Here is a 22,871-nt window from a genome sequence, read left to right on the forward strand (position 1 = left end):
GGTTCGAATTGCGGGTGATGCCCTGCGGCCGGTCGGCGTACGGGTGCGGACAACTCTGCCGAGACGCCGATCTCGCGGCCCGCGGATACGCGAACCGGTGTGCCCGGCACCGCCGGGTATGGCCGGACCACCCGCTTGGACCAGGGCGTCTCCTGGGTCTTCCGAGACCATGGCGTCGGCATCGCCTTCGGCGCGGGCTCGGCCGATGACTCCGGCGGAAGCACCCGGCTCTCCGGTGCGGGCGCCAGGACAGGCAATGCTTCGGCATGATCGAGCCGGTCGCCGTCGACGAGCCCTTCCGCGGAGGCGATGGCCGCCTTCAGTTCGCCGACCGTCCGGGAAGCGTCGGCAATGAGCCGCTCCAAGGTGGATACCATCGCGCGCAGCTCGCCCGTGTCGATCCGCGACGGCTGACTCACAATGTCTCCCGCCTGTCCTCATCAGGTCTTGCCGCGGTGCGCCCGGCCCGCGCCGACACTCTGATCCCGGGTGACCGAAAACAGACTGTGGTCGCGGCTATTGTCGCTCAAATCCGCCGGACCTCCCCGGGCTGGGAAGATCGAGTATGCGTCGCTGCCGCCGAACAGCTATCGATTCGCAACCTGTTCGTCGCCCTTGTCGCTTCGCTCGTGGAGCTGAGGAATCTCCGGCCCGCCCCGCGCATCGGGCCACTTGGCGGTACCGGCTCGGCAATGTCGATGAAAAGCACTGCGCGACAGGTGAATTCACTGAAGCCGCAGGTTGGCTACCATGGAAGGGTGCGGATCGGAGTAGGGCTCTCCACCGCGCCCGAAGCGCGGCGAGCGGGCATGGAGGCCGCAGCGCGCGCCCGCGACCAGATCGCGGGCGAAGCGCCGTCGCTCGCTGTGCTGCTCGCGTCCCGCGTGCACACCGACGACGCCGTCGAGGTGCTCTCCGGCGTCCACCGGACGGTCCGGGTGCCCGCCCTGATCGGATGCGTGGCGCAGGCGGTGGTGGCGGGTCGCCGTGAAATCGAGGACGAACCCGCGGTGGCGGTGTGGCTGGCCTCCGGACTGCCCGCAGCCGAAACCTTCCAATTGGACTTCCTTCGCACGGCCAGCGGCGGGCTCCTCGCCGGCTATCGCTTCGACAAGGCCGCACGTGACTTCCACCTGCTGCTGCCCGACCCTTACTCCTTTCCGGCCGATCTGCTGCTGGAGTACGTGAACACGGATCTGCCCGGCACCGTCGTGATGGGCGGGTTGGTCAGCGGCGGCCACGGCCCGGAAGGCAGCCGCCTGTTCCGCGACCACGCCGTGGTGACCTCGGGTGCGGTCGGCGTGCGTCTTCCCGGACTGCACAACGTGCCGATCGTGTCCCAGGGCTGCCGTCCGATCGGCAACCCCTACACGGTCACCGGCGCGGACGGCACGGTGATCACCGGACTCGGCGGTCTGTCCCCGATCGAGCGGTTGCGTCAGATCGTCGCCGTGCTGCCACCCGACCAGCAGGAAGAGCTCGCGCGCGGCCTGCAGATCGGGTTCGTCGTCGACGAGCACCTGGCCGAGCCCGGGCAGGGCGACTTCCTGATCCGCGGTCTGCTCGGCGCCGATCCGTCCAGCGGCGCGATCGAGGTGGGTGAGGTCGTGGAAGTCGGCACCACCGTCCAATTCCAGGTCCGCGACGCGATCGGAGCCGACCACGACCTGCGGAACGCGCTGGCGCGTGCGCGCACCGACCTTTCCGTCCGTCCGGCCGGTGCGTTGCTGTTCACGTGCAACGGACGCGGCCGCCGGATGTTCGGTGTTGCGGACCACGACGCCACGACCATCGAGGACTTGCTCGACGGCATCCCGCTCGCGGGTTTCTTCGCCGCCGGTGAGATCGGGCCCATCGCGGGCCGCAACGCGCTGCACGGATTCACCGCATCGATGGCGCTGTTCGTCGAATGAGCGTCGATCTCCGGGTCTACGCCGAGCTGAACGATTTCCTGCGGCCCGGCGAGCGATACACCGTGCTGCGTCGGCCGTGCCGCCCGCACCAGACCGTCAAGGACGTCATCGAGGCAGCGGGCATTCCGCACACCGAAGTGGACCTGGTCCTCGTCGACGGAGAACCGGTCGACTTCGATCATCACCCGCGCCTCGGCGGGCGGATCACCGCGTATCCCGTGTTCGAGACACTCGACATCGGCCGGGTGACGCTGGTCCGCCCGCATCCGCTGCGTGAGCCGCGCTTTCTCGCCGACGTGAATCTGGGCGGTCTCGCCAAGCTGATGCGGCTGCTGGGTCTCGACGTGCACTGCCGGTGGGAGGCCGAGGACGCCGAACTCGCCGAGGCGTCCGCGGCCGAGCACCGGATCCTGCTCACCCGTGACCGAGGCCTGTTGAAGCGCCGCAACGTCACACACGGCGTCTACATCTGGTCGGAGCAGCCGATCGAGCAGGTCGTGGAGGTGATCCGGCGGCTCGACCTCGTCGCGTGCCTGGATCCGTTCACCCGCTGCCTGCGCTGCGGCGGCGTCGTCGCCGAGGTCGACAAAGCCGAGGTCGAGGATCGCCTCGAACCGCTCACCCGCCGCTACTACGACATTTTCCGGCAGTGCCGCGATTGCGGCCGGATCTACTGGCAGGGTTCCCACCAGTCACGTCTGGCCGAAACGGTCGCGGCGATCCGCGCGGAACTGGATCGCTCGTGATTCCCCGCTCGAGGGCGCCTTCGCCCGGAACTCGCGGTGCCGAGCCGCACGGGCGCGTCGGCCCCGGCTTCGCCTAGACTCTCTGCCGTGGCCGGACGACTTCCTGATCGCGATATCGCGGCAATACGCGAGCGCGTCCGGATCGAAGACGTGGTGGGCGAGTACGTCGCGCTCAAGCGCGCCGGAGCGGACTCCATGAAGGGCCTGTGCCCGTTCCACGACGAGAAGTCGCCGTCGTTCCATGTGCGACCCAATCACGGCCTGTTCCATTGCTTCGGCTGCGGCGAGGGCGGCGACGTGTTCGCCTTCCTGCAGAAGATCGAGCACGTCGGGTTCGTCGAGTCGGTCGAGCAGTTGGCCGACCGGATCGGCTACCAGATCAACTACGAGGGCGGCGGCACCTCGGTGCAGCGCGATCGCGGCACCCGGTCCCGGCTCGTCGCGGCGAACGCGGCCGCGCACGAGTTCTACGTCGCCCAGCTGCGCGAGCCGGAAGCCGAGACCGCGCGCAAATATCTCACCGATCGCAACTTCGACGCCGCGGCCGCGCACCACTTCGGCTGCGGCTACGCCCCGGCGGGGTGGGACACGCTCACCAAACACCTGCTTCGCAAGGGGTTCGACTTCAAGGAGCTGGAGGCGGCCGGGCTGTCCCGGCAGGGTCAGCGCGGCCCGATCGACCGTTTCCACCGACGGCTGCTGTGGCCGATCCGCAACCTGTCCGGTGATGTCATCGGCTTCGGCGCCCGCAAGCTCTTCGACGACGACACCATGCCCGGTAAGTACATCAACACCCCGGAAACGTTGCTGTACAAGAAATCCCAGGTGCTCTTCGGCCTGGATCACGCCAAGCGCGAGATCGCCAAGGGGCACCAGGCGGTCGTGGTCGAGGGCTACACCGACGTCATGGCGATGCACCTGGCCGGGATAAAGACCGCCGTGGCCTCGTGCGGCACCGCATTCGGCGACGACCACCTCGCCCTGTTGCGCCGCCTGATGATGGACGACAATTTCTGGCGCGGCGAGATCATCTACACCTTCGACGGCGATGCCGCGGGCCAGGCGGCGGCCCTGAAAGCCTTCTCTGGTGATCAGAAGCTGGCCGGTCAGACCTACATCGCGATCGCGCCGGACGGGCAGGACCCGTGCGAACTGCGGCAGCACTCCGGTGACGCCGCCGTGCGCGATCTGGTCGCCCGCCGAACCCCGCTGTACGAGTTCGTGATTCGCGGTCTACTGGCCGACCACAACCTGGACACCGCGGAGGGCCAGGTGGAGGCGCTGCGCCGGGCGGTGCCGGTGGTCGCGCAGATCAAGGACAACGCCCTGCGCAAGGCCTACGCCACCAAACTGGCCGGGTGGGTCGGCTGGGACGACATCCAGACCGTGGTGCGCCGCGTCGGCGAGGAAGCCAAGCGGAACCGCAACGGCGGCGGGCAGGCGGGCGCGGGGCGTGCGCCCGCGCCGCGCCAGGTGGTCGCGGAACATCCTGCGGCACGGCCGAATCCGAACGATCCCACCCTGCTGCCGCAACGGCAGGTACTCGCCGCCGCACTCCAGTACCCGGCGATGGCCGGAGCGGGTTTCGACGCGCTCGAGGCCGAAGCCTTCACCCACCCCGCCTACTCGGTCCTTCGCGGCCTGATCGCCGAGGCGGGCGGCACGGCCGCCGGGCTCGGCGGCGCCGAATGGGTCAACGCCGTCGCCGACCGCACCGAGGATCTGACCGTGCGCGCCCTGCTGTCGGAGCTCGCCAACGAGCCGCTGCCGGTGAAATCGGAGTCCGACATCCCGCGCTTCGTCGCCGGTGTCCTTGCGCGCACCCAGGAGGCCTGGGTAGGCAGGCAGATCGCCGAACTCAAGTCCAAGCTCCAGCGGGTCTCCTCGACCGAACAGCCGGAGGCCTACTTCGCCCTCTTCGGCGACCTCGTCGCTCTCGAGCAGTACCGCAAGAGCCTGCTCACCCAGGCGATGGGCAACCACGGGGACTTCGCCACCGGGGCCTAGGGTCGATCAGATCCGTGATTCCTCGCACACAGTCCGACTGGTGCGAGGATCGGTCACAGCATGTGCGGGGTCAGCGGCGCAGCTGGTCGTGCGGTACCAGGACGGTGGTCCGCTCATCGATCGGCTCCATCGGTTCGAGGCGGGGGCGGGTGCTGAGCTTGTCCGCCAGTTTCTGCCTGCCGACGAGCACGAGCTTGCGGGTCACCGGGCTCTCGGTCAGCGCGCGGGTAGCGGCGCTGATCTGTTCGTAGCGAGCCCGCCCGGCCTTACTGCCGAGTACGTAGCCGGCCGCCACGCCGATGATCAACCGCAGCATCTCGATGTGCTCCTCCCAGTTGCCAGTTCGCCGCCCCCATCCTGCCCGACACCCCACACGCCTGTCGATCCGGACACTCGGTAGCGACACCCCCGCTCTCAGTGACAACTCAGCAGGTAGCGCCGCGATTTGGGCCTCCGCCCAGCGATACGCTAGAGTTTCTCCTCGGCCCGCCCGATACCAACCGGACGAGCCAAGGGCAATCCCCTATAGCTCAATTGGCAGAGCAGCCGACTGTTAATCGGCAGGTTTCTGGTTCGAGTCCAGATGGGGGAGCAAGAATAGGCCTCTGACCAGGAAATATGGTCAGGGGCTTCATTCGTTTGGTCCACTGATCGGACCTCACCAAGAAAACGCCAAGATTCGCCACCGAACGTTTCGTCGACCCGTCGTGTCGAAACCTGACCGAGTCGTCCAACGGCGTCACCATGATGATTCCGAACAGTGAGCCTCGGTGTGAGATCGATGCTGTCTACGCCGAGTGTGATGGGCCGAGGTTCCGGTACGAAAATCAACGCTCATGCCGAATCCGTGCGAATGCGCCGCGCCGCCAGGCCGCCAATAGCGCACCGACAGTGACGCCAGGCTCGGCGTATCGAATTGTCGAACATATGTTCGACACTGAGGTAGGCTGGTTCGGGTGAACAAACATTCGATCGCGGCGGCGCCGGATGCTCCAGCACCGGGATGGCCGGAACTGGCCGATGTCGATTTGCTGCGCACCCTCGTCGAAACCGAACGCCGTCGGAGGCGACTGGATGCTGCCATGCGCGCAGCCGTCGCCGAAGCCGAACGTCGTGGCCTCGCCGCGGACACCGGCTATCGGGACACCGTGGAGCTATTGACTGATCTGCTGCGGATCAGTGCCCACGAAGCGCGCCAGCGAATCGAATACGCGGCTCCGCAGGCCCGCTCGCGTTCCAGAAAGGTATGGAGGGTGCTGGCGGCAGCAAGCTGAGGCCGAGCCCGCTGCCTCGACCTCTGTTCGGAGGGCCGCGAGGACCGACTGCCCGTTCACCGTGTATGCGCGAGCACGGGCCGCGTCCACTGTGGCTCGTTTCGAAACGGCGCAACGTTGGCCAGCAGTTGATCTCGCGAACGCGCGCACATGCCGATGATCGTGTGCGTCGAACTCTGTGGTGCTGATCAGACCACACCTTGGGAGGGGCTCGGCCATCTCCGCGCGTTGAGCAGGTTTCCCCGTCACGGGTGGGGAAGCAAAACGCCCTGCTGTGTAGCAAATTTGGACATTCGACCGATAGGGGACTCGGGTGCGGCGAGCGCGCTTATGTCGAGTTGGAGGTCAACGATGTCTCAGTGGAGGAGAAGTCCGCGCACGGTTCGACAGTCGGTCCTGCTGGCCGCAGTCGCCGGGACGGTGGTGCTTGCTCCGGCCGCGCTGGTCTTACCGGCATTCGCAACCCCTGATCAACCCCCGGCTACTACCGCACCTGTCACCATCGCGCCCGTGACGACGGTGCCGCCGGTGACGACCGCGCCGCCGGTGACGACCGTGCCGCCGGTCACCACCGTGCCGCCGGTCACGACCGAACCGCCCGTGACGACTCCGTCATTTCCGAAAACTGTTGAGCCGGAAGACCCCTACGGACCCGACGGCTTCGATGTCTGGGGCTACGACCGCTGGGGTTACGACAGGTGGGGTTACGACAGGTGGGGCTACGACCGGCAAGGCTACAACGAACGGGGCTACACCTCGCAGGGCTGCGCCCGTTCCGGCGAGGACCGGCCGGACGCCGACCGGCTCGCCTGCGAACTGCGCAGGGCGCGACCTTCCACCGGCAGCGCGGGCAGCTGAAACCCATACCGTTGCGGTTCAACACCTCGCCCATCGACTCGTAGCGCAGACGACCGCGCCGCGGGTCGATGCTGATCCGAGTCGGTTCTGGGGGGCCGTGTGCGAACCTGCTGGGTACATCGTGATGGACTCGACCGTCGGCAGCACCGCCTTGCTCTGTAAATAGGCCCGTACCGTGCTCGCGCGTCCCTTCAGCGTCAAGAGGCCTGCGGCGATCCGCCGACTCTCGACCCGGAGCAGTCGTTCAGTCCGCTGCCCAGAGGCTGAGTTTCTCCGGATTCCGGATCGCCCAGATGCGGGTGATCCGGTTGTCGGCGATGTCGAAGGCGTAGACCGACACGATGGTGTCGGCGAGCTGCGCCACCAGGCCCGGTTGGCCGTTCACCGTACGCTCGAGCAACCTCACCTCGGGAGATCGGGCGGCGATTTCGATCCAAGCGCGGGCGATCCGCTCGCCGCCGTTGATCGGGTGCAGGAAGGCCGGGGCCAGGCCGCCGCTGTCGGCGGTCGCGGTCGCGTTCGGATCGAGCAGCCCGATCAGAGCTTCGATGTCCTGTGTCTCCCAGGCACGTTTGAAGTCCCTGATCACCTCGGCGTGCCGGGTTCCCGACGGCCCCTGCGCGGTGCGGATGCGGCGGCGGGCGGAAGAGGCGAGCTGGCGGCAAGCCGCAGGGGTGCGTCCGACGATCTCGGCGACCTCGGCGAAGGAGTAGCGGAAGACATCGTGCAGGACGAACGCGACCCGTTCGGCCGGTGTCATGGAATCGAGGACGACGAGGAACGCCATACTGATCGACTCGTCGAGGGTGACCCGGTCGGCGGGATCAGCAGGGGAGGGACCACCGAGCCATTCGGAACGGTCGGGCAACGGCTCGGGAATCCATTCGCCTACATAACGTTCCCGTCTGGCACGCGCCGAGCCGAGGAGGTCGAGGCAGATGCGGCTGGCGACCGTCGTCAACCAGGCGCCGGGCGCCGCCACCTCCTGCCGCTGCCGCTCGGGCAACGCGTACCAGCGCAGGTAGGTCTCCTGCACCACATCCTCGGCTTCGGCCAACGAGCCGAGCAGCCGGTAGGCGAGATTGATCAGTTGACGGCGTTCACTGATCACCGAGCGCAGGTGCGGGTCGGTCATGGGTATCGGCTCCTTCGGTCGACGCGGGCCCTTACCGAATCGACGAGACAGCGACCCGATTTGTGAGACAGCCTGACATTCCGGACGGCTGTGTCGTCGGAAGGTCGTGACACTTTCAGCGAAGCAGGAGTTCCGGAAATGACCAGAATCGGCATCATTCTCGGCAGTACCCGACCCAACCGTAACGGCTCGCAGGTCGCCCAGTGGGTCCTGGACGTAGCATCGCAGCGCGGCGACGCCGAGTTCGAACTGATCGATCTGCGTGACCACCCGCTGCCGCATCTGGACGAAGCGGTGCCGCCGATGTTCGGCCCGTCCGTCAACACGCATACCCGCGCTTGGGCGGAGCGCATCGCACCGTTCGACGGTTTCGTGGTGGTGACCCCGGAGTACAACGGCGGCGTCCCGGGAGTGCTGAAGAACGCCTTGGACCACCTGTTCGCGGAGTGGACCGACAAGGCGGTCGGATTCGTCTCCTACGGCGTGAACGGCGGCGCCCGCGCGGTGGTGCAGTTGCGGACGGTCTGCAGCACGCTGGGCATGGCCGACGTGGGCTATCAGGTCGCGATCTCGGTGCTCACCGATTTCGAGAACCACACCACCTTCGTACCGGGCGAGCACCATGCCGCCGCCCTCGGCAAAACGCTGGATCAGGTCGTCGCGTGGAGCGTCGCCCTCGCACCTTTGCGCGCCGCTGCCGCGGCCGCCGTCGGGTGATCCCGCAGAAGAGACCGCCTGGCGGCCGGAAATTCATCGAATGGAGGATGCAATGACTGCCAACGATCACGGAGTTGGTCCGGTGGTATCGGCGCCCGCGCAACGCGCAGTGGACGAAGCCGAGATCAGGCGGCGGATCGACAAGTTGGCCGAAGGAATCGGGGCCAAGGATCTCGAGGGCGTGAAGAAGCTCTACGCAACGGACGTCGTCTCCTTCGACGTCGAGCCTCCGCTGCAGCATGTCGGTATCGACGCGAAAGCGAAGAACTGGGCGAACGCGTTCACGTTCTTCCAGGACGTGAACTATGAGGTTCGCGACCTGGCCCTCACCGTGAGCGACGATGTGGCATTCGGCCACGCCTTCGGTCGGCTCAGTGGCACGCTGCAGAACGGGGTGCCGACGAACGGTATGTGGGTCCGGGTCACTCTCTGCTTCCGGAAGATCGACGGCGATTGGCTGATCACGCACGACCAGGCTTCTGTGCCGTTCGATATTTCGACCGGCAAGGGAGTGGCCGACCTCGAGCCCTAGCTGCTGCCTGCCGCGGTAGCCGGGCAATGCCGCCGACACGCCGAGGCCCCGGCGCGAGCGTCGCGTTCGGGGTTGCGGCGGGCAGGTTTTCACTCGGACTCCGTGTCGGGACAGTCCGCGAGCGCGGATCGCCTAGAGTGACCAGGCTCACGATTGGGATTCGCGTAGGGCTGTAGAGGGTCCTGACCAGCGGTTTCCAGTAGGGGTGCTGGGTGTATCGGCAAGAAAACCGGGTGATTTGTGTCGGTGCCGGGCGGAATACTGACCCGCGCCCGATGAGTTCGAGCAGTCGACACCGTCTCTACAGCTGTGGCGCCGGGACGCGATCCGGTGACTCGGCGAAGGGCCACATGTTCTGTCAACGACCCATGCCTCCGGAGGTATCCGATGTCCGCCGCACCATCCGTTCCAGCCTCGGGAGGGCGGACACCGACCGTCATTCGGGTGCTGGTACTCGCTACCTTCGTGGTGATCCTGAACGAGACCATCATGATCAACGCGATTCCGCGCCTGATGGCGGATCTGGCGATCACCGACCGGGCGGCGCAGTGGGTGTCGACGGCGTTCATGCTGACGATGGCGGCGGTCATCCCGACCACCGGCTGGTTCCTGCAGCGCGTGTCGACCCGGCAGGCGTATGCCGCGGCGATGGGCGTCTTCCTGGCCGGTACCGCGTTGTCGGCGGTCGCGCCGTCGTTCGCGATGCTGCTACTCGGCCGGATCGTGCAGGCCTTCGGCACCGCTGTGATGATGCCGCTGCTGATGACCACTCTGATGACGGTGGTGGCCGAGCACGACCGCGGCAGGGTGATGGGCAATGTCACCCTGGCGATTTCGGTTGCGCCCGCGATGGGGCCGGTGATCTCCGGTGGTGTTCTGCAAATCGCCTCGTGGCGTTGGCTTTTCGTGCTGGTGCTGCCGATCGCGGGTGTCATCACTTGGCTGGGGCTGCGGCAGCTGGAGAACGTCGGTGAACCGCAAGCCGGGCAGATCGATGTGGCCAGCGTGGCGCTGGCGGCGCTCGGGTTCGGCGGACTGGTGTTCGGGCTCAGCCGGTTCGAAAGCGACGACTTCGCGGGCCCGCTCGGCATCGTCGCCGTGGGCTCGGCGCTGATCGCCCTGTTCGTGTGGCGGCAGTTGCGCTTGCAGCGCACCGGTACCCCGCTGCTCGATCTGCGCGTGCTGCTGTCGGCCACCTACACCAAGGCGCTGATCCTGATGTCGGTGGCGTTCATGGCCATGCTCGGGTCGATGATTCTGCTGCCGCTGTACCTGCAGAACCTGCGTGGCCTCAGCCCGTTGGCCACCGGCTTGCTGGTCATGCCGGGCGGATTGGCGATGGGTCTGCTCGGGCCGACCGTCGGCCGCCTGTTCGACCGGTTCGGCGGTCGCTTGCTGGTGATCCCGGGGTCGATCGGAATCGCCATAGCGCTGGCCGGGTTCACTCAGATCTCGATGACCATGCCTTACTGGCAGCTGCTGGCCCTGCACATCCTGCTGATGGTGTCGCTGGCGGCGGCGTTCACCCCGGTGTTCACCCTGGGTCTCGGTGCGCTGCCGCAGCATCTGTACTCGCACGGCAGCTCCATGCTCGGCACCTTGCAGCAGGTCGCCGCGGCGTTCGGCACCGCTCTCGTGGTGACGGTGATGTCGGCGCGCGCCACGTCGCTCGCCGCCGAGGGAAGCGACCTCGTCGCCGCGCATCTCGACGGCATGCGGCTGGCCTTCCTCGTCTCGGCGGCGTTGGCGCTGATCGTGATCGTCATGGCGGTGCTGCTGCCGAACCGGGCCGCCGCGCACGAAGAGGCAGCCCCGGTGGAGTCCGTCGAGGGATCGGAGACCACGGCTCCCGAACTGACCAAGCGCTGAACCGCTTCGATACGGAAGCCCCTGGACGCATCCAGCGCCAGGGGCTTCGTCGTACGCTCCTATATCGGCACTGGTGGCGGGAATGTCCGGACGGCGCCGCTCACCCGCCGACGACCGCGACTACCCGGTAGCCGATGATCAGCGCGGTCAAGACCACGGGAATCGCGGCCACGCTCGGAGTGACGATCGCGCGCGCGAAATCGCGTGCGGGCCGGTCGGAATCGGGAATCATGTCGAACGGGAGCGGCCCGGATGCCAGCGGCTCACGTAGTTGCCGCGCGGCGGATGCGAACAGTTCCCGGTAACGGCGTTCCAGGCTCAGGTAGTAACCGTCGAGACCCCAGAAGATCCAGGCCGGCGCCAGCGCCAGCAATATCAGGCCCGATCCTTGCCGGGCCTGTGTGGTGAGAAGCGCGAATATCACGGAGACGAGGGTCACCGACCATCCGCGCACCGTGAACGACTGCTGGCTCAATCGCGCGATGATCGACTGCAACATCTCGAGGTGCTTGATGCGATGATCCGTATCCATCCTGTCCCCAATTCCCGGCTGGCATAGGCTGATTCGGCGTGTCTCGGCGCCGAATCGCCAGAGTACGGCACGGCGGTGGCGCAGCCGCCCGCCCAGCGGTTGGATTCGCTGACGGCGCGGAGTCGCGGGGGTACACTCGCAGCGACAAGGGGTGTGGTGTTCGGTCGGCCCTGGATCATAGGGGCGGTTGCAGGTTCGCCGAAAATTCGTCGCGCGCGAGAATTTCCGGCTGGCAACGGATTCCGAGGTAATACTTATGGCAAGTGCTGAATTCGGTCGAGAACTGCGCAAGCGTCGACTCGAACAGGGGCTGGCCCTGGGCAAACTCGCCGAACTCGTGCACTACAGCAGGAGTCATCTGAGCAGGGTCGAGAACGGGCAGAAGTCGCCGTCCTCGGCGCTGGCGCGCGCCTGCGACGCGGTCCTGTCCGCGGGAGGCGACCTGCTGGTGCTGGCGCCCTCGGCGGCACAGCCGGACCTGGATCTCGATATCGACGTCGGCGGCTACTCGGATGCCGAGTGGAACGTTCGATTGCACGCGGACGGGTCCGGTGTGTTCCGGATCGGGGACTTCGGCGTGCCGCCGGTGACCGCGTTCCCCGCGACAGCCACCAGCTCCGCCGCCTCGCTACCCGGCTTGAGCGCGCTGTTCGAGGAGATCAAACGCCTCGGCCGGACCAGCAGTCCCAGCCTCGTTTTCCCCATGGCGGTGATACACGAACATGCCGCGGCCGCGTCCGCTCTGCGCAGTGCCGGTGAGCTGCGCAGGCAACTTCTGCTGCACGCCGCCCGTACCGCGGAATTCGCCGGCTGGATGGCCCAGGAATGCGGCGACGAGCGCGGCGCGCTGTGGTGGACGACGCGGGCGGTCGACCACGCTTCCGCCGTCAGCGACGAGCACATGGTCAGCTACGCGCTGGTCCGCAGGGCGGTGCTGAGTCTGTATCGCGGCGATTCCGCCGAGACGACCGATCTCACCGAGCAAGTGCTCGCCGACCACGCCGTCCATCCCCGGATCCGCTGGCTGGCCGCGCTGGGGGCGGCACAGGGCTATGCCATCGGCTTGGACCACTCGAATTCCATGCGAGCGCTGGACGAAGCCGCGAACCTTTACGACGTCGCACATCGCACTGGGGAGAACGAGCTGGGGCCCTCGGCCCTGCACGAGCGCTCTGTCCTCATCGAGGCCTGGTGTCACTACGATTTGGGCAACCTCGAGGACGCCGCCGTACTGTTCGACCGAGCGATGTCGCGGAATCCGCAGCAGTCCGACCGTGACCGGGCGCGGTTCGGCACCCGGCGGGCGTTGGTGTACGCCGCGCTCGGCGACCTGGATCGAGCGTGCGCGTTGATCGCGCCGTTGCTCGACGTCATCAGCGCGGTGGACTCGGTGACAATCCGCGCGGATCTCCTCGATTTCGCCCGTACGGTGGGCCGTTACCGCCGACATGCCGCGCTGCTCGACATCCAACCGGCGCTGATGTCGGTCCTCGCCAAGCGTTGAGTGATCGGTTGTCCGTTGCCGCTGCGAACGGCAACGGACAACCACTGTCGCCGGCCGTCTGCTCGCTGAATGCTGAAGAGCGAGCCGCAGTTCGCGGCCCGGAGGTAGGAAAACGCCGCGGGGGCAAATGATGAGGACGAGAACGCCGCTTCGATGCGTTGCGGCCACGGTGGTAGGACTGTGCCGACCTACGGTGAATCGGCACGGCGCTCGACTTATGCGAAAACCGAGCACATTCGGCGCCGGCCGGGAGGGCGAGTCGACCCATAATGGGGAAATAAACCAACCAGAACCTTTCGATCCGGCGGTCAGGGGAGACACGCGGTCGGATATATGACCGAACGTTTGCTGTTCGAGTCGCTCAGAGTTCGGTCCGGGTGCAGACTGTTCTCTGAAAACCGTGGTGTTTCGCTCGAGGACGAGATTCGCGACCGTGAGGCATCCGAAGGATGTTACTCGGGGGTGCAACGAACTGGTCGGTTCATCCAAATCGCTCCGTCATCCGCGGCATCTATTCGCAATCGCGCAGCACTGCGCTCGATAAATCGTCCTCGAGAATCGGGTCAACTGATGGAAATATTCCTGAACTACCGCATCGTTGACAGCGTCTACGCGGTCAACGAGATATCGAAGCAGATGGCACGACACCTCGGCAGGGCGCGTGTCTTCCGGGACGTGGATTCGTTGGCCCTGGGTAGGTTGTACGCGCGCAGGATCCGTCGTGCGCTCGAGGAATGCGACACGATGGTGTCGGTGATCGGCTCGTATTGGCTCGACGCACGTGACGAACGCGGACTCCGTCGCATCGATGACGATCGGGACTGGGTGCGTATGGAACTCGTTACCGCGTTCGCGCGCGGGATACCGGTCGTCCCCGTTCTGCTGGACGACACGTCGTTGCCGAGCCCGGACCAGCTTCCGGCGGATATCCGCGCGCTATCGCAATCGCAATACTGGCATATTCGGTACCGAACGGTCGAGGAAGACGTCCGCGGTCTGCTCCGGCACCTTGCTCCGGGGGCCGACATCCGGCCGGACGGGCCGGACCGCGCGGCGCAGCAGGGCCCGCAGAACAATCAGATCAACGTGGCGAAGGACGGCAGTGTCGTACACGCCAATCAGAACGGAACCCAGAACATCTGGCTGGGCGGCCATCACAGGAGATGACGATGCACCCGTCGCCGGGACCGAACAACAATCCCAACACGAACAATCAGATCAATCAGGCCAACAACGGCAGCAGCATCTACGCCAACAACGGCGGTCGGCAGAACATCAATATTCACCAAGGCCCCCGCCGACGCGTCTGGACGTGGTACGTGCTCGCGGGATTGCTGTTACTCGACGTGGGCTTCTTCGTCTACGGCCAGTCCGCGTACACGGCCGAATCCGGGAACTCCGGCGATCTCTCGCGTGCGTTGATATTTTTCGCGCTCTTCGTCGCCACCGTTGCCCTCGTGCGGGTATGTGTGCGTGATCTGTTCGGTCGGCGGTAGGCGCGTGCGATGAATTCTTGTAAAGGAAATGGTTCATGAGTGTCACGTTCGATCACAGAGACGATGCGCTGCCCCCGACATTGGTGCCGCGGAAGCGTCCGGCGCTGAGCAGCAGGGAGATCGAGGTACTGCTGGCGTGGATAGCGTCGGACTCGAAGGTGGAAGTCGCTCGGCGGCTGTATATCTCGCTGGGAACGGTGAACACCCACCTGGCCCGGATCAGGGACAAGTACGCAGCGGTCGGCCGGCCCGCGCCGACGAAAGCCGCTCTCGTGGCCCGCGCATTGCAGGACGCGCTGATCGGCATCGATGACCTGTGACCACGGCCTCGGCGGGCAGTCGGGCAAACGGCGGCGTGGCGACGTGGATATCGCGGAGTGGAAATGCGCTGACGCCGGCGATTCGGGTGGCGCGGAGGAAAACCTTTGGGGCGCAGGGATTTGTCGGTCGAACGGTCGACAGTGAATTACCGTTTGCCCCGGTAGCATTGGCACGCCCGGGTGGCGGGGTGAAAGGGAGTGGCACCTGATGAGTGAACCGAAGGCGACAATTCTTCCGGTATATTTCGTCGCGGACGAATCGTATTCGATGGTCGACGATGTGGCGGATCTGAACGCGGGCCTGTCCAGCTTGCTCGACACCTTGCAGGGCGAATCCATGGCCGCGGCGAAGGTGCGTTTCTGTGTGCTCGGGTTCTCCGATACCGCGGTCTGTCATTTGGAACCGACCGATCTGCGAAATCTGGAAGCCATGCCGGAACTGCGGGCGCGCGGTTCGACGTCGTTCGCGGCGGCGTTCGCCGAATTGACCAACCGGATACCGCGCGACATCGCCGCGCTGAAGTCCGCCGGCTACCTGGTCAATCGACCCGCCGTGTTCTTCCTCACCGACGGTGCGCCGAATCCTGGCGAGGGCTGGGAGACCGAGCACGCGCGGCTGACGAGTTTCGCGGCCCGGCCGAACATTCTGGCGTTCGGCATCGGCCAGGCCGACGCCGATGTGATCCGGCGGGTGGCGACCAACCCGCAGTACGCGTTCATCACCGCGGCCGGCACCGACACCGGCGTCGCGATCTCGAAATTCATCACGGCGCTGACGCAGTCGGTGATCAATTCGGGCCAGGCGTTGGCGACGGGACAGGCGACGCTGCAAGTGGAGAAACCCGATAATTTCGTCTCGCTCGCCGTGGACACGGTGTGATGGGCTTCCTGAGCAAGCGGGGCAAGCGCTTGCCGGATGATCCGGTGCCCGCGGATCCGGCTGTCATCGTGAACCCGGCACCGGCGGACGAGGCGATCGGACCCACCCTTCCGAGCCGCCCGGCGAGCGAGCCGATCGTCGTCGGCGCCCCCACACCGGCGTTCGAGGCGAAGGCCATCGGCACCGAGTACGGCAGGAATCCGTACCGCGCGGACACCATGATCGACGGATGGTCACGCGGACCGTTCACCGTTCGCGCGGCATCGGTGCGTGGTTACCTGCACCGATACAACGGCGTACCCCGTCAGGACGATTTCGCGGTCACCGCGGCGCCGGATCGTGATCGACTGATCGTCGCGGTGGCCGACGGAGTGTCCGCGGCGCGGTATTCGCACATCGGCTCGACCACCGCCGTGCGCTACGCCACCCAGTGGCTGGAAGAGCAGCCAGTGGAGGCGCTCGGCGACATCGGATGGCAATCGCTGTTCCAGAACACCGCGTGGATGCTGACCGAGCGCGCCGCCGCTGTGCTGTCGCTGGCGCAGGCCGATGCCGAGCAGGCCGAGCAGGTGCTGGCGACGACGCTGACGTGTGTGGTGTGTGAGAGCGACGCCGACGGTGCGTTGTCCGCGGTGCTGGCCGGTGTCGGCGACTCCGGTGCCTGGTTGCTGTCGGACGAGCGTTTCGTCCCGGTACTCGGCGGCAAGCAGTCGTCGGACTCCGGGTTGACCTCCTCCGCGGTGAGCGGGCTGCCCAGAGTTCCGAACGAAGTCGAGCCCATCTCGGTGACCGTCGAGCCTGGCCAGGTGTTGCTGGTCGGCACCGACGGATTCGGCGATCCGCTCGGCGGCGGCGACGGCGAGGTCGGGGCATTGTTCGCCTCGGTGCTCGCCGGGCGGGTGCCGTCGCACCTGGAATTCGCGCACACCCTGGATTTCTCGCGGGAGACATTCGACGACGACCGGACATTGGTGGCCATCTGGCCGAGGGTGAACTGACGGGATCGGCAGTGACGCAGCAGCGAGTGAAGGTGGGTCAGCTCGGCCCGTTGACCAAGCTGGCGGCCGGTGGTCAAGGGGTGGTCTTCAGCGCGCCGAGCGCGCGCATGCGGTACGCGAAAGCGGTGGTGTACAAGGAATACAAACCCGTCGTGCTGGCGAATGTGGCGGTCGACGTGTTGGAGGAGATGCCCGCCTACCTCGAATCGCTGCCCTTCGCGGAGGGCATGGACCTGCTCTCCCGGGTCGCGTGGCCGTGCAGGCTGGTCGAGGCGGACAACTCCGCCCAGGTGACCGGGTTCGTGATGCCCGCGATTCCGGACGAGTTCTTCATCAAGATGACCATGTCCTCGGCAGTGCAGTCGAAGACCGCGGAGTTCCAGCATCTGCTCAACGGTGACAGTTTCCTGGCGCGGCGCGGCATTCCGCTGACCGACCGGCACCGCTACGAGTTGCTGGCCGAAGCCGCCGAAGCGCTGACGATTCTGCACCGCCACGACATCGCGGTCGGCGACCTGTCACCGAAGAACCTGCTGTTCTCGTTACAGCCGGATCGGAAGGTGTACTTCATCGACTGCGATGCCATGCGGCTGCGGTCCCGGTCGGTCTCGGCGCAAGTCGAGACTCCGGACTGGGAGGTCGAGGTGGTCAATCCCGGAGAGGAACTGGCGACCGCGCGATCGGATGCCTACAAGTTCGGGTTGCTCGCGCTGCGGCTGCTGGCCGGAGACCAGAGCACCCGCGATCCGAACCGGCTGCCCGCCGCCGTGCCCGCTCCGGTGCGGGGACTCGTCGGCGCGGCCCTGTCGCCCGTACCGGCGCAGCGGCCCCGGCCGGGGGACTGGTTGCCCGCGTTGTCCCAGGCCGCGGCGCGCGCCGCCACCCGCGCGCCGTCGCCTCCGCCACGGACCACACCGCCGCGCGGAGCGGTGGCGCCCGCCATCGTCACACCGGCACCACCGGTGATCATGCCGCCGCCCGCTGGCCGCCGCCCGTGGGCGCCTCGGATTCCGACTCGGGTAAAGGTGATCTCCGCGCTCGCTCTCCTTGTTGTCGTCGTCGGCTTTCTGGCCGGCAAGATGTCCGGCGACAGCGGTCCGAGCGCCGCGGGCAACCGCGCGGCGGCCGTGGCGACCGGACCGACCTCGGTGACCGCCACGATCGCCGTGGGCGCGCAACCCTGGGGCGTCGCGATCGATCCGACCAGCGCGAACTTGTTCGTTACCAACAGCGCAGGCAATTCGGTCTCGGTGATCGACACGAAGACGAATGTCACCGGAGTGGTTACGGCACCGGGAATGGTGAAGCCGACCGCGGTCGCCATAGATTCGGCGGCGGGGCTCGCCTATGTCACGAATGCCGGAAGCGCCTCCGTGTTACTGATCAACACGCGCAATGGGTCTTTTGCGGGAAGTATCCCCGTGGGCGCGGGGCCGTACGGCATCGCCGTCGACTCCGCCTCTCACACCGCTTTCGTCACGAATTTCGAGGCCGACACGGTGTCGGTGATCGACACCCGATCCAGGGTGGTCACCGCGACGATCCGGGTCGGTAGCCATCCGTACGGCGTGGCCGTCGACCCGAGTTCGCACAGCGTCTTCGTCGCCAACGCCGGTCCGCCCGGCGCCGTCGACCACACGGTGTCGGTGATCGACCCCGCCCTACCGGTCGTAGCGGCCACGATCAATGTCGGGAATCAACCTTGGGGCGTGGCGGTCGACTCCGACACGCGCACCGCGTACGTCACCAATCATGCCGACGGCACCGTATCGGTGATCGACATTCGAACCCGCGCGGTCACCGCGACATTGCGCGTCGGGCTCGGACCGGTCGGCGTGGCGGTGGACGGGCCGCGGAAGACGGTGTACGTCACCAACCACGGCCTCGACGATGTGCGTACTGCCAGCGCTGTTTCTCTGATCGATACTCGGACCGGAAAGCCCGACAGCTCGATTCGAGTGGGGAGCCGCCCGCACGGTGTCGTCGTCGATCCGGGCAACCGGACCGTCTACGTCACTAACTTCAGCGACGGCACAGTGTCCGTGATCGGTGACTGATGGCGACGCACAGCTTCCGCCATGGAAGAAGCCGATGGCCGCGGCTCATTGTGGCAGTCGTCGTCGCATACGCCACCGTCGTGGTCGTGGGCGGCGGGTCCGAGCCCGGGGCGCGTGACAACCCGGTGAGCGCCGGGGACTCCACCGCTCTCGGTCGCACGCTGGAGCCCATCGTGCGCGGAGTGCTCGACGCGCACCTCGTTCCGGGCGCGGTGGTCTACGTGCGGACGCGGGACACCGTGTGGCGACAGGCTTTCGGCACGCGAACGGTCGGGCGGAGCGATCCGGTGACCGTCGACGACTTCTTTCGCGTCGGTTCCACCACCAAGACTATGGTCGGCACGGTCGCGCTGCAGCTGGTCGGGGAGGGCAGACTGGCCCTCGATGATCCGGTGTCGAAGTACCGGCGCGGCGTTCCGAACGGCGCCGGCATCACGATCGCCGAGCTGCTGAACATGCGCAGCGGGTTGTTCAGCTATAACGAAGCACCTCAGCTCGCACGAGCGATGGACGACGACCCGGGGCGCACGTGGGAGCCGGAAGAGCTGCTGCGGCTGGGGTTCTCGTCGCCGCCGTATTTCGCCCCCGATGCCGAGTTCCGCTATTCGAATACCAATACGATTCTGTTGGCCTCGGTGCTCGAGCAGATAACCGGTGAGGACATCCGCTCGCTGCTGACGAATCGCATCTTCGTTCCGCTCGGCCTGACGAACACGGCGTTCCCAGCCCTCGGCGACGCGTCCCTACCCATGCCGTCCCCGCACGGATACCTCTACGGCACCAACGAGTCCGCGCTCACGTCACCGCGGTTGCCCGACGACCAGCTCGCCGCGGCTCGCGCGGGATCACTACTGCCGACCGACGTGACGAACCTGGATCCCTCGTGGATCGGGGCCGCGGGCGCGGCGATCTCGACCGCGGCGGATCTGGCTGCCTACGTGCGCGAGCTGGTCGGTGGCGACCGCCTGCTCGGGCCCCCGCTCCAGGCGCAGCGCCTCGACAGCGCGGCTCCGTTGAGCCGGAGCGATCCGGCGGACATCCACTACGGTCTGGGACTCGAGTCGTTCGGACCGCTGCTCGGCCACGACGGGGCGATCCCCGGGTTCCAGACGTTCATGGGCTATGACCCGGTCACCGATATCACCGTCATCGTGTTGTGCACACTGCGCGACGGGCCCGCGGGCGGGCGGCCCGCGAACGAGATCGCCTACGGTTTCGCGCGCACGCTGATCGGCGGCTGATCCGCAGCGGTGGCCGCACGACGTGGCCGGTCACCAGGTGGGCGTCCGGCGAAGCGTCGCATGATGGGCCGGTCCATACCGTGGTAGATGGCCGCCGCGGCGAGGATCGATACGACCAGTACGACTGTCGCCCACAACGCCCAGCCGCCGATCGAGTAGCGGTGCCCGCCGATGAACAGCCGGGTGACGATCACCATGACCGGAAACTGGATCATGTAGAACGCGTACGAGATGTCACCGAGCCAGACCAGCGGCCGTCTGGCATTGAGGCCGGAGATTCCCGCCAGGTCCCGGGCGGCCAAGGTGGCTATCACCGCCGTCATCGGCGCCACCAGAAGTGCGGACATCTTGTAGTTCACCGGGACGAACCAGGTGGCGCCGTAGGCGAGGACCAGCGCTGTCAACGGTGTGGTCAGCCGCGTATTGCGCCAGAGACCTTCGGCGACGAGACGGGCGGCGATGACTCCGAGGTAGAACTCCGGCAGTCGTGATGCCGGGAAAGGGTAACTGAGCCAATATGACGTCGGGATCGGAATATCGGGCTGCGCGAACCATTGTGGTGAGGCGTGAATTTCGAACTCGGGCGAGACATCGCCGCGCAGCAGCCTCGGCGCGAAGGTGTTGGCGATGCCCTTGGGGCCGTCAGCCCACAGGTAGAAACCGGTGTGCAACGCCAGGATCGCGACCAGCAGCGCCGCCACCGCCCACCACAGCCCGCGTCGCGGAATACGCGCGACCATCGGGTAGGCCAGGGGAAAGCTGAAGTAGAACAGCAACTCCGCGCACAGCGACCAGGACGGGACGTTGAGCCCGCCCACCGTGGTCCACTTCGGCACCCAGGTGTGCACGAGCAGGACATTCGGCGCCCACACCACCGCACGGCCGAGCGGGACGCCTGCCGCGACCACGAACACCAGCGCGGCGACCAGATGGGTCGGGTAGATCTTCAGAATTCGGCGGCGATAGAACAACCGCACCGGCATACCTTCGCGAAACGACCAGTAGATGACGAAGCCGGAGAGCACGAAGAAGAAGGTCACCCCCGCAGCGCCCTGCTGCATCGGAGCAAAAGTGTGAATGGTGCGGAACAGCTCCGACTTCTGGAACGGATAGGCCGGGATGAAGACCAACGCGTGCAGGACGAATACGGCGAAAGCCGCCCACCACCTCGCGCCGGTGAGCGCGGGCAGCTCAACGGCCGGACGATAGTCGGACGGCATGGGCGGGCCGTGCGTCGCGCTCAGAGCCCGAACCGCTGGCGCACCTGCACGGCGACGGCGCCGTTGCCCTGCGCGTTGGGGTGCACCGGGGCGCCGTCGAACGGCGAGTCCGCGCCTGCGAGCCCGCTGATCCACGGCTCCTCCGAGCAACTGGCGTGCCCCGCGGTGATCGCGCGCACGTCGACGAACTCGATGCCGAGCAGTTGCGCGGCGGCACGTTGCGCGTCCTGCAGGCGATCGAGATAAGCGATGTAGCCTTCCGCGCGCGGCTGGACGACCCGACCGACCACGGCGAGATCCATGCATGCCGCGGGCTGCCCCGGAGGAAAGATCTCCGGGTATCCGACGAGCGCCACCCGCGCGTTCGGGGCGTAGTAACGCACGAACGTGACGACCTCGCGTACGCGGTCCGCGTAGGTCGCGCCGGTCACCGCGTGGTAGTCGGGCAGCCGGTTCTGCTCAGCCGCGTCGAGCCCGCACCCCTCGACGATGTCGAGGAGACAGTCGGTCGAGGGAAACGCGGTCCCGCTCGACGCACCCCAGATGTCGTTCAGGCCCGCTTGGATCAGGACGGCACGTGTATCGGACCCGAACGCGCCCTGCGCGTGGGCCTTTCGTGTCTGATGCACGAGCGTCCAGCCGTTCCCGGTGTCGATCGTGCCGCCGTTGCAGGACACGTCTACGAATCCGGCGGTGCCGGAGAGCCTTGTCGATGTGGCGAGTTTGTTCGGCCAAGAGTTCGGTGACCGAGCGCACCCGTCGTCGGCATGGCCGAGGACGGGCGCGGTGGCGGTGAACGAGTCGCCGAGGACGACCAGCGTCGCGGCGCCGGCCGGATCGGCCGTGGCGGTCGTGCCGGAGGGCAGGGCGAGCAACGAGATCGCTACGAGCGCCGCGGTAGCCGTCGACCTACCTCGGACGGATCTCATCGCACACCCAATCTTTCGACAGCACAGGAGGTTCCAGTATCGCGTCGGGCCGCCGCCCGCCGCTGTCGGTCGAACGGCCGACTGCCGTGGGTACCGTGCCGGCACTAGCGTTGCCTCGTGCCTGCTCTCCGATCCGAATCCCGTCGGTTGCCGCTCGCGTTGGGCATCGTCGCGCTCGCGATCGGCGGATGCGCGCAGCCGTCGGAGTCGGAGCCCGCCGCACCGGCAGCGTCGACGTCGGCCACGAGTCCGACGTCCGCCGCGGCGCCCGCGCCGGTGTCGCCGATCGCTTCGGCGCCTCCGGAGGCTTCTGTTTCGGAGGCGGCTCTGCCGGAACCCGACGCGCCGGAACCCTTGGCCGAGCCCCCTGTCGGCGTTCGCGTCCCGCAGCCGCAGCCGCAGCCGCAGCCACAGCCACAGCCGCAGCCCGCCGCGCCGCAGCCCAGACCCGCGCCGCAGCAGCCCGCGGAGCCGCCCTCCCTTCCAGACCCCGGTTTCGAGCCGCGTTCCGGGTACTGACCTCCGCGCTGACACATGCCGGAAGAATGGTGGCGAGCGTGCGCGATTCGATTCGGCGGCGCACGCGCGGAGCACGCCATTGCCGGGGAACGCGAAGACTCGGCAAGATATTGCTCGATATCCG

General features: G+C 66.9%; 22 protein-coding genes and 1 tRNA gene. 18 read left to right on the forward strand and 5 right to left on the reverse strand.

Features of this window, described 5'->3' with window-relative positions:
- The first annotated feature begins 99 nt into the window (after positions 1 to 99).
- The 4 genes from ACWESM_RS19075 (at position 100) to dnaG (ending at position 4,666) form a co-directional block, all read left to right on the forward strand.
- Positions 100 to 270, forward strand: coding sequence for a hypothetical protein (locus ACWESM_RS19075; RefSeq protein WP_355072511.1), 171 nt, complete (start codon positions 100 to 102; stop codon positions 268 to 270).
- 488 nt (positions 271 to 758) lie between these two features.
- Complete coding sequence (locus ACWESM_RS19080) at positions 759 to 1,913, forward strand: FIST signal transduction protein (RefSeq protein ID WP_355072512.1); 1,155 nt, start codon at positions 759 to 761, stop codon at positions 1,911 to 1,913.
- A complete protein-coding gene (locus ACWESM_RS19085; protein ID WP_364427429.1) occupies positions 1,910 to 2,659 on the forward strand; it encodes a Mut7-C RNAse domain-containing protein in 750 nt (249 codons plus the stop codon). The genes ACWESM_RS19080 and ACWESM_RS19085 overlap by 4 nt, the downstream gene beginning before the upstream one ends.
- Before the next feature lie 87 nt (positions 2,660 to 2,746).
- Positions 2,747 to 4,666, forward strand: coding sequence for a DNA primase (gene dnaG / locus ACWESM_RS19090; protein ID WP_356964918.1), 1,920 nt, complete (start codon positions 2,747 to 2,749; stop codon positions 4,664 to 4,666).
- A 70-nt stretch (positions 4,667 to 4,736) separates the two neighbouring features.
- Here dnaG and ACWESM_RS19095 read toward each other — a convergent pair whose 3' ends face one another.
- Entirely contained in the window at positions 4,737 to 4,982 is a 246-nt protein-coding gene (locus tag ACWESM_RS19095; RefSeq protein WP_039796811.1) for a hypothetical protein, read from the reverse strand.
- Between the two features lie 203 nt (positions 4,983 to 5,185).
- Here ACWESM_RS19095 and ACWESM_RS19100 point away from each other — a divergent pair.
- The 3 genes from ACWESM_RS19100 to ACWESM_RS19110 all read left to right on the forward strand — a co-directional run bounded on the left by ACWESM_RS19100 (position 5,186) and on the right by ACWESM_RS19110 (position 6,798).
- Positions 5,186 to 5,258: transfer RNA gene (locus tag ACWESM_RS19100), tRNA-Asn, on the forward strand.
- 364 nt (positions 5,259 to 5,622) lie between these two features.
- On the forward strand, positions 5,623 to 5,940 hold the full coding sequence (locus ACWESM_RS19105; RefSeq protein WP_364427436.1) for a DUF222 domain-containing protein: 318 nt from the start codon (positions 5,623 to 5,625) through the stop codon (positions 5,938 to 5,940).
- Positions 5,941 to 6,450: 510 nt separating this feature from the next.
- Entirely contained in the window at positions 6,451 to 6,798 is a 348-nt protein-coding gene (locus ACWESM_RS19110) for a hypothetical protein (RefSeq protein ID WP_452492899.1), read from the forward strand.
- A 244-nt stretch (positions 6,799 to 7,042) separates the two neighbouring features.
- Here ACWESM_RS19110 and sigJ read toward each other — a convergent pair whose 3' ends face one another.
- On the reverse strand, positions 7,043 to 7,933 hold the full coding sequence (gene sigJ, locus ACWESM_RS19115; protein ID WP_364427445.1) for an RNA polymerase sigma factor SigJ: 891 nt from the start codon (positions 7,931 to 7,933) through the stop codon (positions 7,043 to 7,045).
- A 138-nt stretch (positions 7,934 to 8,071) separates the two neighbouring features.
- Here sigJ and ACWESM_RS19120 point away from each other — a divergent pair, with 138 nt between their 5' ends.
- From ACWESM_RS19120 to ACWESM_RS19130, 3 genes are all read left to right on the forward strand, one after another.
- Complete coding sequence (locus ACWESM_RS19120; RefSeq protein ID WP_364427448.1) at positions 8,072 to 8,650, forward strand: NADPH-dependent FMN reductase; 579 nt, start codon at positions 8,072 to 8,074, stop codon at positions 8,648 to 8,650.
- Between the two features lie 109 nt (positions 8,651 to 8,759).
- On the forward strand, positions 8,760 to 9,182 hold the full coding sequence (locus ACWESM_RS19125; protein ID WP_397277445.1) for a YybH family protein: 423 nt from the start codon (positions 8,760 to 8,762) through the stop codon (positions 9,180 to 9,182).
- Between the two features lie 387 nt (positions 9,183 to 9,569).
- Positions 9,570 to 11,051: an MDR family MFS transporter gene (locus ACWESM_RS19130; protein WP_452492902.1), complete on the forward strand. Its 1,482-nt coding sequence runs from the start codon at positions 9,570 to 9,572 to the stop codon at positions 11,049 to 11,051.
- Between the two features lie 100 nt (positions 11,052 to 11,151).
- Here the strand turns inward: ACWESM_RS19130 and ACWESM_RS19135 are convergent, their stop codons facing one another.
- The gene (locus tag ACWESM_RS19135) at positions 11,152 to 11,583 is read right to left on the reverse strand and encodes a hypothetical protein (protein WP_355072531.1); all 432 of its coding nucleotides are present in this window, start codon (positions 11,581 to 11,583) and stop codon (positions 11,152 to 11,154) included.
- A gap of 256 nt (positions 11,584 to 11,839) precedes the next feature.
- Here ACWESM_RS19135 and ACWESM_RS19140 point away from each other — a divergent pair, with 256 nt between their 5' ends.
- The 8 genes from ACWESM_RS19140 (at position 11,840) to ACWESM_RS19175 (ending at position 20,079) form a co-directional block, all read left to right on the forward strand.
- A complete protein-coding gene (locus ACWESM_RS19140) occupies positions 11,840 to 13,087 on the forward strand; it encodes a helix-turn-helix transcriptional regulator (protein WP_355072533.1) in 1,248 nt (415 codons plus the stop codon).
- 333 nt (positions 13,088 to 13,420) lie between these two features.
- Positions 13,421 to 14,254 carry a toll/interleukin-1 receptor domain-containing protein gene (locus tag ACWESM_RS19145; protein WP_397277449.1) on the forward strand — a complete coding sequence of 278 codons (834 nt, stop codon included), beginning with the start codon at positions 13,421 to 13,423 and terminating at the stop codon, positions 14,252 to 14,254.
- Between the two features lie 2 nt (positions 14,255 to 14,256).
- Positions 14,257 to 14,583 carry a hypothetical protein gene (locus ACWESM_RS19150; RefSeq protein WP_355072537.1) on the forward strand — a complete coding sequence of 109 codons (327 nt, stop codon included), beginning with the start codon at positions 14,257 to 14,259 and terminating at the stop codon, positions 14,581 to 14,583.
- A gap of 35 nt (positions 14,584 to 14,618) precedes the next feature.
- On the forward strand, positions 14,619 to 14,903 hold the full coding sequence (locus ACWESM_RS19155; protein WP_364427463.1) for a helix-turn-helix transcriptional regulator: 285 nt from the start codon (positions 14,619 to 14,621) through the stop codon (positions 14,901 to 14,903).
- 208 nt (positions 14,904 to 15,111) lie between these two features.
- Complete coding sequence (locus ACWESM_RS19160) at positions 15,112 to 15,783, forward strand: vWA domain-containing protein (RefSeq protein ID WP_355072540.1); 672 nt, start codon at positions 15,112 to 15,114, stop codon at positions 15,781 to 15,783.
- The gene (locus tag ACWESM_RS19165) at positions 15,783 to 16,781 is read left to right on the forward strand and encodes a protein phosphatase 2C domain-containing protein (RefSeq protein ID WP_356965220.1); all 999 of its coding nucleotides are present in this window, start codon (positions 15,783 to 15,785) and stop codon (positions 16,779 to 16,781) included. The genes ACWESM_RS19160 and ACWESM_RS19165 overlap by 1 nt, the downstream gene beginning before the upstream one ends.
- A gap of 11 nt (positions 16,782 to 16,792) precedes the next feature.
- Positions 16,793 to 18,838, forward strand: coding sequence for a YVTN family beta-propeller repeat protein (locus ACWESM_RS19170; RefSeq protein ID WP_397277451.1), 2,046 nt, complete (start codon positions 16,793 to 16,795; stop codon positions 18,836 to 18,838).
- Positions 18,839 to 18,888: 50 nt separating this feature from the next.
- A complete protein-coding gene (locus ACWESM_RS19175; RefSeq protein ID WP_452492906.1) occupies positions 18,889 to 20,079 on the forward strand; it encodes a serine hydrolase domain-containing protein in 1,191 nt (396 codons plus the stop codon).
- Here ACWESM_RS19175 and ACWESM_RS19180 read toward each other — a convergent pair.
- Together ACWESM_RS19180 and ACWESM_RS19185 are read right to left on the reverse strand one after the other, a co-directional pair.
- The gene (locus ACWESM_RS19180) at positions 20,046 to 21,299 is read right to left on the reverse strand and encodes an acyltransferase family protein (RefSeq protein WP_452492908.1); all 1,254 of its coding nucleotides are present in this window, start codon (positions 21,297 to 21,299) and stop codon (positions 20,046 to 20,048) included. The two genes, ACWESM_RS19175 and ACWESM_RS19180, sit on opposite strands and share 34 nt — an antisense overlap.
- Before the next feature lie 20 nt (positions 21,300 to 21,319).
- The gene (locus ACWESM_RS19185; RefSeq protein WP_364427477.1) at positions 21,320 to 22,228 is read right to left on the reverse strand and encodes an SGNH/GDSL hydrolase family protein; all 909 of its coding nucleotides are present in this window, start codon (positions 22,226 to 22,228) and stop codon (positions 21,320 to 21,322) included.
- Between the last annotated feature and the right edge of the window lie 643 nt (positions 22,229 to 22,871).

The organism is Nocardia sp. NPDC003999, assembly GCF_053604885.1.

Coding starts and splice junctions, on each gene's coding strand:
- ACWESM_RS19145 (WP_397277449.1), top strand. CDS start 13,421: ATGACCGAACGTTTGCTGTTCGAGTCGCTCAGAGTTCGGTCCGGGTGC.
- ACWESM_RS19185 (WP_364427477.1), bottom strand. CDS start 22,228: ATGAGATCCGTCCGAGGTAGGTCGACGGCTACCGCGGCGCTCGTAGCG.
- ACWESM_RS19140 (WP_355072533.1), top strand. CDS start 11,840: ATGGCAAGTGCTGAATTCGGTCGAGAACTGCGCAAGCGTCGACTCGAA.
- ACWESM_RS19095 (WP_039796811.1), bottom strand. CDS start 4,982: ATGCTGCGGTTGATCATCGGCGTGGCGGCCGGCTACGTACTCGGCAGT.
- ACWESM_RS19135 (WP_355072531.1), bottom strand. CDS start 11,583: ATGGATACGGATCATCGCATCAAGCACCTCGAGATGTTGCAGTCGATC.
- ACWESM_RS19160 (WP_355072540.1), top strand. CDS start 15,112: ATGAGTGAACCGAAGGCGACAATTCTTCCGGTATATTTCGTCGCGGAC.
- ACWESM_RS19130 (WP_452492902.1), top strand. CDS start 9,570: ATGTCCGCCGCACCATCCGTTCCAGCCTCGGGAGGGCGGACACCGACC.
- ACWESM_RS19085 (WP_364427429.1), top strand. CDS start 1,910: ATGAGCGTCGATCTCCGGGTCTACGCCGAGCTGAACGATTTCCTGCGG.
- ACWESM_RS19120 (WP_364427448.1), top strand. CDS start 8,072: ATGACCAGAATCGGCATCATTCTCGGCAGTACCCGACCCAACCGTAAC.
- sigJ (WP_364427445.1), bottom strand. CDS start 7,933: ATGACCGACCCGCACCTGCGCTCGGTGATCAGTGAACGCCGTCAACTG.
- ACWESM_RS19180 (WP_452492908.1), bottom strand. CDS start 21,299: ATGCCGTCCGACTATCGTCCGGCCGTTGAGCTGCCCGCGCTCACCGGC.
- ACWESM_RS19165 (WP_356965220.1), top strand. CDS start 15,783: ATGGGCTTCCTGAGCAAGCGGGGCAAGCGCTTGCCGGATGATCCGGTG.
- ACWESM_RS19155 (WP_364427463.1), top strand. CDS start 14,619: ATGAGTGTCACGTTCGATCACAGAGACGATGCGCTGCCCCCGACATTG.
- ACWESM_RS19150 (WP_355072537.1), top strand. CDS start 14,257: ATGCACCCGTCGCCGGGACCGAACAACAATCCCAACACGAACAATCAG.